Source organism: Streptomyces sirii (assembly GCF_045690365.1).
In the GTDB taxonomy this organism is placed as follows: domain Bacteria; phylum Actinomycetota; class Actinomycetes; order Streptomycetales; family Streptomycetaceae; genus Streptomyces; species Streptomyces sirii.
In genome coordinates this window covers 4,639,957-4,654,251 of the sequence record NZ_CP147982.1, presented here as the reverse complement: position 1 = coordinate 4,654,251, position 14,295 = coordinate 4,639,957, and the positions used below count along the sequence as shown (strand labels likewise).

Sequence of the window (14,295 nt, the reverse complement as noted above, 5' to 3'; positions counted from 1 at the left end):
GACAGTCGCGAGACGTACGCGGCCGGTGTGATCGCAGTGCCCCTTGGCGATACTCAGGGGGTGAGCGACCACACCGACCACGACGCCATCGTCCTGGCCGGAGGTGCGGCCCGGCGGCTCGGCGGGGCGGACAAACCCGCCCTGTCCGTCGGCGGCCGCCCCCTCCTGGACAGGGTGATCGCCGCCTGCCCCGATGCGGCGATCACCGTCGTCGTCGGCCCCGGCCGCCCGACCGCCCGCGCCGTGGTCCGCGCCCTGGAGGACCCGCCGGGCGGCGGCCCGCTCGCCGCGCTGGACGCCGGCCTTCGGCACACCACCGCCCCGACGGTGCTCGTCCTCTCCGCCGATCTGCCGTTCCTGACCGCCGCGACCGTACGCGGCCTGCTCGCGGCGGCGACGCGCACGGCGGGCGGCGGCGGGCCGGACGGCGCCGCCCGGCCCCCTGACGGCGCGCTGCTCCAGGACACCACCGGGCGGGACCAGCCGCTGGTGGCCGCCTACCGGGCCGCGTCGTTGCGCCGTGAGCTGGCGCGGGTGCGGGCCGAGCACGGCACCCTGGCCGGTCTGCCGCTGCGCGCCGTAATCGGCCGGCTGGCGCTGGCGCGGGTCCCCGACACCACCTCCACGGCCTCCTTCGACTGCGACACCTGGGAGGACGTCAGCGCGGCACGGGCCCGCATCAGGGAGCATGGGCACGTGTTGGACGAATGGATCACCGCAGTCAAGGCCGAACTGGGCATCGAGCTCGATGTCGACACGGCGGCGCTTCTCGACCTCGCCCGGGACGCCGCACATGGCGTGGCCCGCCCGGCCGCGCCGCTGACGACCTTCCTGATCGGCTACGCGGCGGGGCAGCAGGGCCGGGACGTGCAGGAACTGTCCGACCGGGCCGCCGCGCTGGCCGGCCGCTGGGCGGCGGAGGCCGAGGGGTCCGGGGGCGCTGCCGGGTCCGGCGCCGCGGGGACCGAAGCGAAGCCCGCCGAATGACCGACGTGGAGGGCGGCGACGGGCGCGGCGACCCGTTCGACGATGCACTCGCGCTGGTCAACGGCGTCCGCGCGGTGGTGGCGGCGGACGCGCCGGCCACCGGCGGCGGCGCCGGCACCCCGTCCGGCGACGCCCGTACATCCGCCAAGGGCCGCACGACCAGCGCAGACCACCGCTCCGGCCCGGACGGCCCCGCGGAGCCGTCCTCCCGGCGTACGCCGGCCGACCTGCCCTGGGAAACCGCCCGCCGGATCGCCGCGTGCGCCGTGTCCGGCCCGCCTCCGCCCGCCACGACGGCGCTCGGCGCTGCGCTGGGCCGTACGCTCGCCGCCCCGCTGTCCGCGCTCACCGATCTGCCGTCGTTCGACACCTCGGCGATGGACGGCTGGGCGGTCTCCGGCCCCGGTCCCTGGCGTGTCGATCACCCCGCCGACGCGGCCACGACCGGCCCGCATCACGGCATCCTCGCAGGTCACGCACCCGTCGACGTGCTCCCCGACGGCCATGCGATCCCGATCGCGACCGGCGCGCGCATCCCGGCCGGCGCCACCGCGGTGCTGCGCAGCGAGCACGGCGAGGTCCGCCGGCTGGGCGACGGCGGGCTGCGGCTGTACGCGCCCCGGCCCGCGCCGCCCGGCCAGGACATCCGCCCCCGAGGCCAGGAGTGCCGCCGCGGCGACCAACTCCTGCCCGCCGGCGCCCTGGTGACCCCGCCCGTCCTCGGCCTGGCCGCGGCCGCCGGCTACGACGAACTGACCACCCACCCCCGGCCCCGGGCCGAAGTGCTCGTCCTGGGGGACGAGTTGCTGGAGAGCGGGCTGCCCCGGGAGGGCCGGATCCGGGACGCGCTCGGCCCGATGCTCGCCCCCTGGCTGCGCGCGCTGGGCGTCGAGGCGGCCGCACCGCGCCATCTCGCCGATGACGCCGACGCGCTGTACGCGGCCATCGCCGAGTCCACCGCCGATGTGGTGATCACCACCGGTGGCACCGCGTCGGGCCCGGTCGACCATCTGCACCCCGCGCTGCGCGGCCTGGGCGCGGAGCTGCTGGTGGACGGCGTGGCGGTGCGCCCCGGCCACCCCATGCTGCTCGCCCGGCTCGCTCCGCGGCGGCACCTCGTCGGCCTGCCCGGCAACCCCCTCGCCGCGGTCTCCGGTCTGTGCACGCTCGCCGAGCCGCTGCTGCGTACGCTCTCCGGCCGCCGGCCGGCGGTCACGTACCGCACGCCGGTGAGCGCCGCCGTCCAGGGGCATCCGCGGGACACCCGCCTCGTCCCGGTCGTCTACCGCGACGACGCGCGCCGGGGCCTGCTGGTGGAGCCGCTGCGGTTCCACGGCCCCGCCATGCTGCGCGGGATCGCCGCCGCCGATGCACTGGCCGTCGTCCCACCCGGTGGCGCGGATTCCGGCAGCGAACTCGAACTGCTGGAACTTCCCTGGTCGGCGGGCTGGTCGACGGACTGGTCGCCCGGCTCGACAACGGACCGCACCGGCCCCGACGCCCCGCACGAACCCACTGGAGGCACCGCGTGACGCTGCCGTCCCACGACGCCGCGGCGCGCGAGGTGCCCGAGGACCGCTCCCATCGCGTGATGCTGCCGCGCCGCGCCCCCAAGGCGCCGCTGCGGCAGGTCGCCCGCCGTCTGCTGATGGCGCTGGTCGTCCTGCTCGCGACGGTCTTCATCGTCTGGATAGACCGCGCGGAGTACCACGACAACGCCGACGGCACGGTGGATCTGCTCGACTGCTTCTACTACGCGACCGTCACGCTCTCCACCACGGGCTATGGCGACATCGTCCCGTACGGGGACAGCGCGCGGCTGCTGAACATCCTGCTCATCACGCCGCTGCGGGTGATCTTCCTGATCATCCTGGTCGGCACCACACTGGAGGTGCTGACCGAGCGCACCCGCGAGCAGTGGCAATTGAAACGCTGGAGTCAAGGCTTTTGTGGATGTACCACGGCTCTGCGCTGGTGTTTGCCGTGATGGCTGGCCAGGTTGGTCGTTGGTGTGGTTGTTCTTCGCCCCAGGGAGGTTCCCAGCGACCGGCGCGGGCTCCGCAGATGGCGGCCTGACACGGCCATACCCGGAGCGGTGTAGAGAGGGTGGTGCCAGGTGAGCAGTACGGTGGTTCCGTTGGTGATCGCGTTCCTGGGTATCGTCGGCACGCTCGTATCAGGGCTCATGTCGCAACGGCTCGCCGAGAAGGTCAAGTCCAAGGAGCTGGACCATTCTGAGCGGCAGCGCGCCGAGGAGCGGCAGTACGAGACGGAGCGCGCGGTGGAGGAAGCCTTTCGGGCCTGCTACGTCACACTGAACACTGCTTCTCTGGACTACCACTCCGAGCTGAACAGCTTCTGGCACGCACTTCGGGTCGGCCGCGTCACGGACGACCTAAGGTCACGTCTGGACGACGCGCGGCGCGAGCACCGTGCGCGGTACTCCGAGGCGCAGATGCGGGTCCCGGACAACGTGCTCGCCACCATCGACAAGGTCCATCGGGGGCTCAACCGGATGTATGGGGTCCTCAAACGCCTCGACGGCGGAATCCCGCCCCACCGGGAGGACGAGTCCCTGGAGCAGGTACACACTCAGATTGTGGGGTTCTGGAACCAGCTCGGCGAGATGCGCCAGATCATGCGACGGAGCATTGGTGTCTCTCCAGACGGGGCTTAGTACTGCAACGGCGCCGGTCTCGGTGCCGTGTGGAAAGAGCGGGTGAAGTCGGCTGCCCGGGTGTCGCTGGACAGGACGCTGCCGGGCGGGTCCGGTGCAACTTCGGCCCCCGGCCGCCGCGGCATGAAACCGGGGTGGCCAGCACACCGTCCGCCGCCTGCGCCTGGAGGCGGCTCACCGCGACCTCGCCGACCCGGCGCTCCACGCCACGCCCATCCACGCCATCGCCACCCGCTGGGGTTTCCCTCGCGCAGCCGACTTCACCCGCGCCTTCCGTACCGCATGCGGACTGCCTCCCCGGGAGGATCGCTGTCAGGCGTCCAAGTTCCTGGAGTAGACGCATAGCTAAGCAACTTGTGCTCTGAGTGCTAACGACTTTCAGGTCCGGCACCGGCATCGTTCAGTCAGCCCGCCGAGCAACTCCGCGGCCCGTGACCATGAAGACTCGGGCAGCCTGCGAACGAGGCGGGCAGCCGAAGCAACATCCATGACCTGGGGGATTCTCTTGCTTTTCCGACGTTCTGCCACAGCTGCTGCCGCCGCCATGCTGGGATTGGGCGGGCTGGCAGGCACGGCCCACGCCGACAGCACCATGCCATCGCCGCCGGCGGTGACGAAGGCGGCTGCCTCCGTTCCCTCCGCCGCCGCTTCCCTGGCCAAGGTGCGGCACGCTGGAGAGGCCCGCACCCAAGCCATGTATGTCGAGAACGCCATGCCCGTTCATGGCGCTGAGCCGGGGCCGCGGCTGTCCTGCACTTGGGTCATGTCGGAGGGCGGCACGAAGACCCATGGGAAAGTGTGTTTCGATCCGATCAGCGACTTCTTCTGGGTCAAGGACATGAAGGCCGACGGAATGAGCATCTACATGCGCGCCTTGTACGCCGGCAACCCGCAAACCGTCTTCGACTGCAGGAATTTCGAAGGTGCGGCCGCGGGCTGGACGGCTTGCTCTTTCGACAGTGAGATGAGGGAGGGCCGGACTATCGCCTTCGCCGCCTTGGCTTACAAGGGCAACGTCCCCAAGTACAAGAGCGTGACCGCGACCGCGGAGAACTGAACGACCGAACGGGGCAGGACCTCTTGGTGACGCCGAGGGCGGCGGGACCGCTATGGACTCCAAGAGGTCTGCTTATCCCCTCCGCCGGTGCGGAAGCCGCCGGTTAGCGTGCTTTTCGCATAGGGGGAGCCTCTGACCATCGGTTGTTGCTCGACCATGCCAGGTAGCTGGCCTGTCACGATGCATCTTGCAGTCACTAGAGGGAAGCCATGACGCAAAAGTTCAAGAAGCGAATTGGGATTGCGGTCGCTGCTGCCGCGTTGGCCAGTGCGACAGCTGCCAGCGGCATCGCCTCAGCCAATGCTCCCTCCCTAGCAACCGCCCGACACGGACAAGTGGGAAAGCAGGAAACCATCCACGGCAAGGTCTTGGAAGAGCTCAAAATGCGCAAGATGCCCGACAAGTCTTTCCCTGTAGTCGGACTTCTGGGCAAGGGAGCTCACGTCTACGTCGACGATAGGTCGACCGGCGGTTGGTACACGGCATGCGGCCATCGGGATAATCGCTGGTACCACGCGAACAATGGCTGGGATAACACTTGGGGATGGGTCGCGGCCACCTGCGTGAAGTTCAACTACTAGGGGGTGTCCGATGGGTCCGGTGACCTGCCTGCTGGCGGATCGCTCCGTTCAGCGTGGGGGGGGGGGGGGGGGTGATCTTACGGACGCGCAGTGGGCTCGGCTGGGGTCACGCCTGCCGAAGAACAAGGGACGAGACGGGCGTCGGAAGAACCACCGGACGGTCGTCGATGGCATTCTCTTCCGGCAGCGGACTGGCATCCCGTGGCGCGACTTGCCCGCTCGATTCGAGGTCTTCGGACGTGAGAGGGGCGGCGCTGAGTGCTAACGTGACGCGTACTCAACATTTCGAGGGGAAGGCGCGCAGACAGCAATGTCTGCCGCCGTGTTGTGATGGAAATCGGGGAGGAAAGAATGAAGAATTCGAAGGTAAAGCGCGTGTTTGCAGCCGCGGCTGTGACCGTTGCTGCGTTCGCTGTTCCGATGGCGATGGCTGGACCGGCCGTAGCAGACTCCACTGGGTCGCTTGTCGCGTCTGGGAGTACTTCGACTGTACGTGCGGTCGACCCAAGTGACCCCGATGCGTGTCTCAAGTTCCTTGCGGGCAAGGATTACGCCATTGGCCCCAAGATAAAGAAGGCGTGCAGTATCCACGGGCCTCTTCATGGAGTTCCTGCTGCGGGTTGCGTACGTGGCTTGACTGCCATCGGAGTCAACCGCTTCGACGCCGTGGAAGCGTGCATCCTGGCTTGGTAATGACGCGCAGCACAACCGGTTGACGGGGCTAGGGGCTGTCCGTCGGATTATGACGACCCGACGGACACCCCCTAGAGCTAGCACCTGAGGATGCATCAGTTCCGGCGTCCCGCAAGTTGTGGCGACATTCCTTGCCTTCGGCGGAGTCCTGGTCAGTCCGCGCGATCCCCGGCCGGGGCCCGCTGAATAGTGATTAGTCGGTCCGTGAGCTGGAGCTTCGCGGTTTCCGGCTCGGTGTAGTCCAGCACCTTGCCCCCTCGTACGACGGCTACGACCAGGTCACTGCATTCGCGGGCGGACTTCCCTGTCTCGGCCGCTGACACGGGACGTTCGGTGAGATCCAGGTCGCTGCCGTAGGTCATGAGGCGTTCCAGGACCGCACCCGCGCTGGGGCTGGCCATTGCCACACCAAGCAGCCGACCCGCGGAGCTGGAACTCGTGATGACGGCGTCGGCACCGCTCTGTTTTAGCAGGGGCATGTTCTCGTCTTCCCGGACCGCGGCCACGATGGAGGCGTGCTTGTTGAGCTGGCGCGCGGTAAGCGTCACCAAGGCGGCGGTCTCGTCTCGGTGGGTGGCGACGACCACTTTCGACGCCCGGTGTAGTTCGGCCCTGCGCAGGGTGTCAGAACGAGTCGCATCCCCAAGGACGCCCACGAGCCCGTCATTGCTCGCGGCGTCCAGTGTCTGCTTCTGAGGGTCGACCACGACGATCTTCTGCTTCGAGACGCCCTGGCCGATCAAGCTTTGGGCGGCATGGCGGCCCTTCGTCCCGTACCCGATGACCACGATGTGATCCCGCATGCGGGACCTCCACCGATGAACCCGCACCTGTTGCCGGGTGCGCTCGGTAAGGACTTCCAGCGTCGTGCCGACCAAGATGATCAGGAACAGGACGCGCAGCGGCGTGATGACGAAGATGTTGGTCAGCCGCGCAGCATCGCTGACCGGGGTGATGTCCCCGTAACCCGTGGTCGACAGGGTCACTGTCGCGTAGTACGCCGAGTCAAGGAGACCAACGGCCCCGCCGGCGTTGTCGTGGTACCCGGCGCGATCGATCCACACGACGAACGTCGTGAGAGCCAACACCAGAAGGGCCATGACAAGCCGGCGTAGAACTTGGTGAAGTGGCGGCCTCATGCCTTGCACGGGCATGACGATGGACCGGCCGTCTTCGGCGTCCTCCCCGTTCTGGGTGCGTGAACGCGACCATAGCGAGCCGAGGATGGAGACCTTTCCGGGCCTGCGGGGCGGCCGCTGCTCTTCCCTCATGAGATCGGCCCCTCTTGTGCGGCCTGCGCTGTAGACGTCCGTGCGTAAGGCATACGGCCATCCTCGGGGATCAGCCTTTTCTTTATCTCCCGGTCAGGGGGTGTCGCGGCCCTACTTGCCCTTTGGCGGCTCACGGGGTGGTGGGTGGTCCTCTGGTCCCTGGGCCGTCAGGATTGGGCGCCCGCTGCCCGCTCGGCGGCCTCCAAGGCGAGGTGCCATGGGTAGGCATCCGGTCGTCCCTTGCCCGGCTCGTTGGGTACGAACCCGCCTTCGCCGTACAGAACGTTTACCCCCATGGCGCGAAGGGTCTCGATGCTGCGCGCGAACGATCGTCGATGAGCTGGCGGAGCTGTACTTGACCAATGGCAGCAAGGAGCAGCGCGCCGAAGCCGAGGAGTGCACGACCTACCTCCTGCGCATCGCTCAACTCGGCGCGGCCCTCGGTCTCCACCTGGTCGTCGCCGGCCAACGAGTCGGCTCCGATCTCGGGCCCGGGGTCACCGCGCTGCGGGCTCAGCTCAGCGGCCGGATCTGCCACCGGGTCAACGATCCCGGCACGGCGGAGATGGCGCTTGGCGACTTGAACAAGGACGCGGTGGTGGTCGCGCAGTCCATCGGTGAGGCGGAACGCGGAGTCGCCGTCACCACCGGCGACTTGGGCGGCTGGATGCGTGGCCGGTCCCATCTGACCACGCCGGCCGAAGCACGAGCGGCGGCGGCAGAGTTCGCCAGGATGACGCCTCGCCCGCCGTTCCTGGCACACACACCTGGAGGGGGGACGGTCGTATGAGTGAGCAGTCAGCCGTACTGCTGGCCCTGGTCTTCGGGATCGTCACCGTGCTCCTCGTCCGCTCCCGCGACGTCAAGTGGTGGGAAGCGGCCCTGATCGCCCTGTTCGGCATGTACGTGGGACAGACCCCCTTGGTCTTCGCCGCGGACGGCCTCGTGCACTGGTTCATTTCCATCGCCACCCGCACCTGACAACCAGGGAGGCGCCAAACGATGGCCATGCGCCGCGTCCGCTGCCCCATCTGCAAGGGGGAGCGCTCCCGCAAAACCCGCTCCGGCCGCCGCCAGCGCTGCCGCTGCTGCCGGGGCACCGGAACCATCCGCTAACCCACCCGCCCGACCGAGCACAAGGAGTGATCGCCGTGGACCCATCCCACCCAACCCAACCATCCGTGCCGCCTCGGCGGCCCACCCCGGGAGGTCCCCACCATCACCGCCGAGACCACCTCGGCTGACCGGCGCGCCGCCCTCGACCGCGCGGCGCGCCTCCGTCAGCTCTCAGAGATCGACCGCGACACCATCCTGCTGGCTCAGCATCCGCAGTTTTCCCGCTGGCTCGACCAGGTCACCGCTACCGGTGGCTGCGCCCACCCGATCCACCTCAAGGGCTCGACCACCACCCGCGACGCCTGTACCGGCGAGATCCTGCACCACTACGACACCGCCCACGAACCCGGTGAGCGGCTGCTCGTCCGGTGCCGCAACCGACGCGCAACCATCTGCGCCCCCTGCTCTCGGCTCCACGCCGGCGACACCTTCCACCTCGTCCGCGCCGGACTCCTCGGCGGCAAAGACGTCCCGGCCGACGTACGAGACCACCCCCGGCTCTTCGTCACCCTCACCGCCCCCTCGTTCGGGGCCGTGCACCGCACCACCACAGACAACCAGCGCTGCCGCCCCCGCCGTAGCGCCGGCCACTGCGAACACGGTCGGCCGCTCAGCTGCCCGGCCAGCCACGACACCGCCGATCCGCTCACCGGACAACCCCTGTGCCCCGACTGCTACGACTACCCGGCACACGTCCTCTGGCACGCACATGCCGGGTGGCTCTGGAAGGCGTTCACGGACAACCTCTACAACCACCTCGCCGCCCGCACCGGACGAACCCGCACCGGCCTGCGCCGTGCGGCCCGCATCTCCTACGCCAAAGTCGCCGAGTACCAGAAACGCGCCGCTGTCCATGTCCATGCGGTCGTGCGCCTCGACGGCGCGACCGGCCCCGACGATCCGCCTCCGGCGTGGGTCTCGGCCGAAGACCTGACCGCCGCCGTGCGGACCGCCGCAGCAGCCGTCCACCTGCACACTCCATGCAGCCGGGGCCTGGGAGAACATGAACTGCACTGGGGTTCTGAGCTCGACGTCCGGCCGCTCCGTGCCTTCGGCGGACACGAGGGCCTGGGCGACGACGCCGTAGCCGCGTACGTCGCCAAATACGTCACCAAGGGCTCGGCCGACACAGGCATCGGCCTGGACCACCCGATCACCAGCCCGGACGACATCACCACGGGCTGGTTGTCAGCTCACGTCCGGACCCTTATCCACACCTGCTGGCGGCTCGGCGGCCTCCCGGAGCTGGAGCCGCTGAGACTGCGGGCCTGGGCACACACCCTCGGCTACCGGGGCCACATCCTCACCAAATCCCGTGTGTACTCAACGACTTACGCAGCCTTGCGCGCCGAACGCGCCGAGTACCAAGGCGCCGCTACCGGGGCCGATGTTGCGGACGTCCTCGATGCCGTAACCGAGGCGTCCTGGCGCTATGTCGGTTCCGGTCACACACCTGGCGCCGCCCTCATCGCTGCTGGGATCGCGGAAGACCTGCTACGGAACGGCGAGGTGGCCCGTGTTGCGCTCAGGGAGAGGCGGGCCGATGAAGCTGCCTCTTGACGGCGACGATGACTGGGCGTGGGCTCGTGAACAAGCTCGCAAGGCTCCGGCCTGGTCGGATGCCGACTGGCGGCGGGCGAACGCGATACTTGGCCTTGATGTCGGCTCACACGTCGCCCGCCACTCCACGGATGTCACGGAGAGCCGTCCTGTGCCTGATCCCCCTTCGGACGCCATACCGTGATGTCGATGATCGGGCGCCCGAAGTTCTGCACGACCTCGATCGCGTCTTCGAGGTGCCGGTTGTCGCGGGTGAGTCGGTCGATGTCGTAGACGATCAGACCGTCGAGGCGCTCGCCGTTCGGTGTGATTCCTCGTTTGAGATCTTCCAGCGCACCTTCGAAGACGGGCCGGACGACGCGATAGCCGATTTCTCCGTTGGGCAGGCGGACACGCTTGCGCTTCCAGGCGCTCGTGTCCGGCTCCTCGTAGGTGTAGACGTACCGTCCGCCGCGCGACTCGACGAAAGACCGGTTGTCCTTCACCTGCTCGTCGCGGCTCTTGATGTCGCGGCCCGTCATGGGCCGGTAGGCGGGCTTTGCCTCGGTGTTCTCGGTAGCGTCGTTTCCAGTGGTAGCGGGACCCTCGTCGGTTTCGAACGACAGGCGGACCAGGCCCGCCCAGTTCTGTCCCTTGAGATCGCCCCAACGGGCCCGCTGCACAAGCTCGTTGTCCATGGGCTGCTTAGGTTACTTTCGTCAAAACGCTGGAGAACCGCTTTGCGCGACCACACCGTCATCGTCGGCTTCGGGACCAAGGGCCGCTCCGCCGTCCAGACCCTCTGTGCGACGGGGCTGAGCCGCGACCGCATCGTCATCGTCGACCCCAGCTCCAAGGTGATCGAGGCGGCGGTGGCCGAGGGCTTCGCGGGGGTGGTCGGCGATGCGACCCGCAGCGATGTGCTGGTGCGGGCCGAGATCCAGCGCGCGCACCAGGTCGTCATCGCCACCCAGCGCGACGACACCGCCGTGCTGGTCTCCTTGACCGCGCGTCAGCTCAACAAGAAGGCCAATATCGTCGCGGCGGTGCGGGAGGAGGAGAACGCCCCGCTGCTGCGCCAGTCCGGCGCCGACGCCGTGATCACCTCGGCCAGCGCGGCCGGCCGGCTGCTGGGCCTGTCCGTCCACAGCCCCAGCGCGGGCACCGTCATGGAGGACCTGATCCAGCAGGGCAGCGGCCTGGACCTGGTCGAACGCCCCGTGGTGAAGGCCGAGGTCGGCAGGTCGGTACGGGAGACCGACGACCTCGTCGTGTCCGTGCTGCGCGGCCACCGGCTACTGGGATACGACGATCCGGAGGCCAGCCCGCTGCAGAGCACCGACCGCCTGATCACCATCGTGCGCGCGGCGCCGACGGAGGAGCCGGACCTTCCCGGCAAGCAGTCCATGAAGCCGACACTCCCCGGTACCAGCGTCTCCCCGATGCGCCGGGTGGATGAATAACCGGACTTCGCGGGCGGGTGGGAGGCCGCCCCGGCCGTAGCCGGCGGCCCCCGCACCATCGCTCCCCGCGCGGACGGCGAGTAGCCTCGCGCCCATGCGAGCGATCACAATCCCGGAGCCCGGTGGCCCCGAAGCACTTGTCTGGGCGGAAGTGCCCGATCCGCTGCCCGCCGAGGGCGAGGTCCTGATCGAGGTCGCGGCCAGCGCCGTGAACCGAGCCGATCTGCTGCAGCGTCAGGGCTTCTACGACCCGCCACCCGGCTCCTCCCCGTACCCCGGTCTGGAGTGCTCGGGACGGATCGCCGCGGTCGGACCCGGCGTGCACGGCTGGGCCGTCGGTGACGAGGTGTGTGCGCTGCTGGCGGGCGGCGGCTACGCGGAGAAGGTCGCCGTCCCGGCCGGCCAGGTGCTGCCGCTGCCGACCGGCATGGACCTGGTCACCGCCGCCGCGCTGCCCGAGGTGACCTGCACCGTCTGGTCGAACGTCTTCATGATCGCGCACCTGCGGCCCGGCGAGACGCTGCTGGTCCACGGCGGCGCCAGCGGCATCGGCACGATGGCGATCCAGCTCGCCAAGGCGGTCGGCGCGCGGGTCGCGGTCACCGCCGGCGGCCCCGAGAAGCTGGCCCGCTGCGCCGAGTTGGGTGCGGACATCCTCATCGACTACCGCGAGCAGGACTTCGTCCAGGAGATCCGTAAGGCCACCGACGGCAAGGGCGCGGACGTCATCCTCGACATCATCGGCGCGAAGTATCTGCAGCGGAACGTCAAGGCGCTGGCCGTCAGTGGACGGCTGGCGATCATCGGGCTGCAGGGCGGGGTGAAGGCGGAGCTGAATCTCGCCGCACTGATGGCCAAGCGCGCCGCGATCACCGGCGCCGGGTTGCGTGCCCGCCCGCTGAACGAGAAGGCGGCCATCGTCGCCGCCGTGCGCGAGCATGTCTGGCCGCTGATCGGCAACGGCCAGGTCCGCGCGATCGTGGACCGGACGCTGCCGATGGCGGAGGCCGCCGAGGCGCATCGCGTCGTGGACGCGAGCGCGCACGTGGGGAAGGTCGTGCTGACAGTCTGAGCCGTCGCCGCCCGCCGCCTGCGCCCGCCCCTCCCGCACGGCGGCGGCTCCCCCCCGCCGACAGTCTCAAGATGCCGTGAATCTGATCACATGTGACGCTGGGCTGGTCACCCGACGGCTCGGCACGGGAGGGGCACTGTGGTCGCTCCAGGTTTCCGATCGCGCATCGCCACCGGTCTGTTGGTCGCCGCCGTCGTCCTGCCCGTCCCGGCGGGGGCCACCCCCGCGGCGGCCTCGGACCGGCAGGCCACCCCGGCCGACCACCCTCCGAAGCTCACCCACCCGGGCGATCTGCCCGACGACTACGCATCGGAGATCCTCGGTCCCGAGGACTTCGCACCCGAGGATTTCGGGCCCGGCGACCACCTGAGCGATCTCTCCTCGTTCCACGGGCGAAGCGGAGCGGGCCGGGGCCACGCCGGCCACCCGGGGGCCGCGATGCGCTTTCCTGAGCTGCCGGACGACTTCCCCCGTCTGCCGGACTTCCTGGCGGGTATCCCGCACCTGCCGTCGCACCACCACTTCGGGTACGGACGGTGGCGTCACCACCTGCATCACCCGTTTGGGCCCGGTTTCGCGATGCCGGATCTGCCGCGCTTTGCCCCCTTGCGTGGCGACGGTGAATCCCCGCGCTCCGGCGGCCCCCGGTCGGCCCGGCCGGCGGGTCCGCGGGGCACCGACCGTGCGCACCCCCGCCCCGGCCGGCACGCCCCGCCGCCGAAGCGCCGTGCGCGCTCGGGGGCCGAACCCCGTACCGGCCCCTCCCCCGCCCGGCCCTCGCCCCCGCGACACAAGGCCCCGAAGCGGCCGGGCGAGCGCCGATACGAGGCGATGTCGCCGCACCCCAGGCCGACTGCCGGGCAGAACGGGACCCCCATGCCGGGAAGCACGGATGACGAGTCGGCCGCGACGGCGACTCCGTACGCGCTGGAAGCCCCGCAGGCTCCGGTCGAGCGGGTCCTCCCGATGGGCGCCGGCCTTGCGCTGACCGGCCTGGGACTGGCCTTTCTCGCACTGCGCCTGCGCCGGCGCTGATCTTGCTCCGTTTCACGTGAAACGGGACGTTGCTTCGAACGTTTCACGTGAAACGGCGGGAAACCGTGGTTTCACGTGAAACACCGACCGCCGGAATCGTTCGGAGCGGTGGATCACCTTCTTCCGGGGGCACCACCGTTCAGAAGTCTCCGTACGAGAGAATGGCGGCATGGATATGCCGATGAACGAACGGTCGCAGGAGAACCCGCACGTCCTGGTTGTCGGGCCGGACGGCATGGCCCTCGGCGCTGCCGGCGCCGGTGGCGGGGACGACGGCGAGGAACCCCGCGAGATCCCGGTGACGGACATGGTCGAACAGCCTGCGAAGGTCATGCGCATCGGCAGCATGATCAAGCAGCTGCTGGAGGAGGTGAAGGCCGCTCCTCTGGACGAGGCCAGCCGGGTCCGGCTCAAGGAGATCCACTCCAGCTCGGTCAAGGAGCTGGAGGACGGTCTGGCACCCGAGCTGGTCGAGGAGCTGGAGCGGCTGTCGCTGCCGTTCACCGATGAGTCGGTGCCGACGGAGGCGGAGCTGCGCATCGCCCAGGCTCAGCTGGTGGGTTGGCTGGAGGGCCTCTTCCACGGCATCCAGACCGCGCTGTTCGCCCAGCAGATGGCGGCCCGTGCCCAGCTGGAGCAGATGCGCCGTGCGCTGCCGCCCGGTGTCGCTCCCCTGGAGGGCGATGACGGCCCCGGTCACGGCGGCGCCCGCTCGGGTCCGTACCTCTAAAGAACGGCCGAAGGGGCCGGCACGCAGTCCGCGTGCCGGCCCCTTCGGCGTGTCTGTCCGCAGGGCGTGAGCCC

12 protein-coding genes and 5 pseudogenes are annotated in these 14,295 nt (G+C 69.7%); 15 read left to right on the top strand and 2 right to left on the bottom strand.

From position 1 onward, the window contains the following. Positions 1-60: 60 nt before the first annotated feature. The 8 genes and pseudogenes from WAB15_RS20850 to WAB15_RS20815 form a co-directional block, all read left to right on the top strand. The gene (locus WAB15_RS20850) at positions 61-987 is read left to right on the top strand and encodes a DUF6457 domain-containing protein (RefSeq protein ID WP_399145902.1); all 927 of its coding nucleotides are present in this window, start codon (positions 61-63) and stop codon (positions 985-987) included. Further along, the gene (locus tag WAB15_RS20845) at positions 984-2,519 is read left to right on the top strand and encodes a molybdopterin molybdotransferase MoeA (protein WP_407287159.1); all 1,536 of its coding nucleotides are present in this window, start codon (positions 984-986) and stop codon (positions 2,517-2,519) included. Before WAB15_RS20850 ends, WAB15_RS20845 begins: the two co-directional genes overlap by 4 nt. Next, positions 2,516-2,923, top strand: a pseudogene (locus WAB15_RS20840) (potassium channel family protein); the annotation flags it as partial. The gene WAB15_RS20845 and the pseudogene WAB15_RS20840, both read left to right, overlap by 4 nt. Before the next feature lie 180 nt (positions 2,924-3,103). Further along, positions 3,104-3,664 (top strand): hypothetical protein, encoded by a 561-nt coding sequence (locus WAB15_RS20835; RefSeq protein WP_399145904.1) that lies wholly within the window; start codon positions 3,104-3,106, stop codon positions 3,662-3,664. Positions 3,665-3,812: 148 nt separating this feature from the next. After that, positions 3,813-4,001 (top strand): annotated as a pseudogene (locus WAB15_RS20830) (helix-turn-helix domain-containing protein); the annotation flags it as partial. 150 nt (positions 4,002-4,151) lie between these two features. Next, a complete protein-coding gene (locus WAB15_RS20825; RefSeq protein ID WP_407287158.1) occupies positions 4,152-4,721 on the top strand; it encodes a hypothetical protein in 570 nt (189 codons plus the stop codon). 209 nt (positions 4,722-4,930) lie between these two features. Continuing rightward, the gene (locus tag WAB15_RS20820; RefSeq protein ID WP_407287157.1) at positions 4,931-5,302 is read left to right on the top strand and encodes a hypothetical protein; all 372 of its coding nucleotides are present in this window, start codon (positions 4,931-4,933) and stop codon (positions 5,300-5,302) included. Positions 5,303-5,312: 10 nt separating this feature from the next. After that, positions 5,313-5,528 (top strand): annotated as a pseudogene (locus tag WAB15_RS20815) (transposase); the annotation flags it as partial. A gap of 619 nt (positions 5,529-6,147) precedes the next feature. On the opposite strand, the gene WAB15_RS20810 reads toward WAB15_RS20815, so the two are convergent. Then, the gene (locus WAB15_RS20810) at positions 6,148-7,266 is read right to left on the bottom strand and encodes a potassium channel family protein (RefSeq protein WP_407287156.1); all 1,119 of its coding nucleotides are present in this window, start codon (positions 7,264-7,266) and stop codon (positions 6,148-6,150) included. Between the two features lie 328 nt (positions 7,267-7,594). Between WAB15_RS20810 and WAB15_RS20805 the strand changes: the two are divergent. The 3 genes and pseudogenes from WAB15_RS20805 to WAB15_RS20795 form a co-directional block, all read left to right on the top strand. Next, positions 7,595-8,056, top strand: a pseudogene (locus WAB15_RS20805) (FtsK/SpoIIIE domain-containing protein); the annotation flags it as partial. Further along, entirely contained in the window at positions 8,053-8,247 is a 195-nt protein-coding gene (locus WAB15_RS20800; RefSeq protein WP_407287155.1) for a hypothetical protein, read from the top strand. The pseudogene WAB15_RS20805 and the gene WAB15_RS20800, both read left to right, overlap by 4 nt. A 312-nt stretch (positions 8,248-8,559) precedes the next feature. Then, positions 8,560-9,942, top strand: coding sequence for a replication initiator (locus WAB15_RS20795; protein WP_407289261.1), 1,383 nt, complete (start codon positions 8,560-8,562; stop codon positions 9,940-9,942). 134 nt (positions 9,943-10,076) lie between these two features. Here WAB15_RS20795 and WAB15_RS20790 read toward each other — a convergent pair whose 3' ends face one another. Continuing rightward, positions 10,077-10,619 (bottom strand): recombinase family protein, encoded by a 543-nt coding sequence (locus WAB15_RS20790; protein ID WP_407289260.1) that lies wholly within the window; start codon positions 10,617-10,619, stop codon positions 10,077-10,079. A gap of 24 nt (positions 10,620-10,643) precedes the next feature. Between WAB15_RS20790 and WAB15_RS20785 the strand changes: the two are divergent. The 4 genes and pseudogenes from WAB15_RS20785 to WAB15_RS20770 all read left to right on the top strand — a co-directional run. Further along, positions 10,644-11,384, top strand: a pseudogene (locus WAB15_RS20785) (potassium channel family protein); the annotation flags it as partial. A 94-nt stretch (positions 11,385-11,478) separates the two neighbouring features. Then, positions 11,479-12,456, top strand: a complete 978-nt coding sequence (locus WAB15_RS20780; RefSeq protein ID WP_393485650.1) for an NAD(P)H-quinone oxidoreductase — start codon at positions 11,479-11,481, stop codon at positions 12,454-12,456. 138 nt (positions 12,457-12,594) lie between these two features. Continuing rightward, on the top strand, positions 12,595-13,491 hold the full coding sequence (locus WAB15_RS20775; protein ID WP_407287154.1) for a hypothetical protein: 897 nt from the start codon (positions 12,595-12,597) through the stop codon (positions 13,489-13,491). Between the two features lie 169 nt (positions 13,492-13,660). Next, complete coding sequence (locus tag WAB15_RS20770) at positions 13,661-14,221, top strand: bacterial proteasome activator family protein (RefSeq protein WP_399145909.1); 561 nt, start codon at positions 13,661-13,663, stop codon at positions 14,219-14,221. Positions 14,222-14,295: the final 74 nt, after the last annotated feature.

Coding starts and splice junctions, on each gene's coding strand:
- WAB15_RS20845 (WP_407287159.1), top strand. CDS start 984: ATGACCGACGTGGAGGGCGGCGACGGGCGCGGCGACCCGTTCGACGAT.
- WAB15_RS20825 (WP_407287158.1), top strand. CDS start 4,152: ATGACCTGGGGGATTCTCTTGCTTTTCCGACGTTCTGCCACAGCTGCT.
- WAB15_RS20820 (WP_407287157.1), top strand. CDS start 4,931: ATGACGCAAAAGTTCAAGAAGCGAATTGGGATTGCGGTCGCTGCTGCC.
- WAB15_RS20810 (WP_407287156.1), bottom strand. CDS start 7,266: ATGAGGGAAGAGCAGCGGCCGCCCCGCAGGCCCGGAAAGGTCTCCATC.
- WAB15_RS20800 (WP_407287155.1), top strand. CDS start 8,053: ATGAGTGAGCAGTCAGCCGTACTGCTGGCCCTGGTCTTCGGGATCGTC.
- WAB15_RS20790 (WP_407289260.1), bottom strand. CDS start 10,619: ATGGACAACGAGCTTGTGCAGCGGGCCCGTTGGGGCGATCTCAAGGGA.
- WAB15_RS20780 (WP_393485650.1), top strand. CDS start 11,479: ATGCGAGCGATCACAATCCCGGAGCCCGGTGGCCCCGAAGCACTTGTC.
- WAB15_RS20770 (WP_399145909.1), top strand. CDS start 13,661: ATGGATATGCCGATGAACGAACGGTCGCAGGAGAACCCGCACGTCCTG.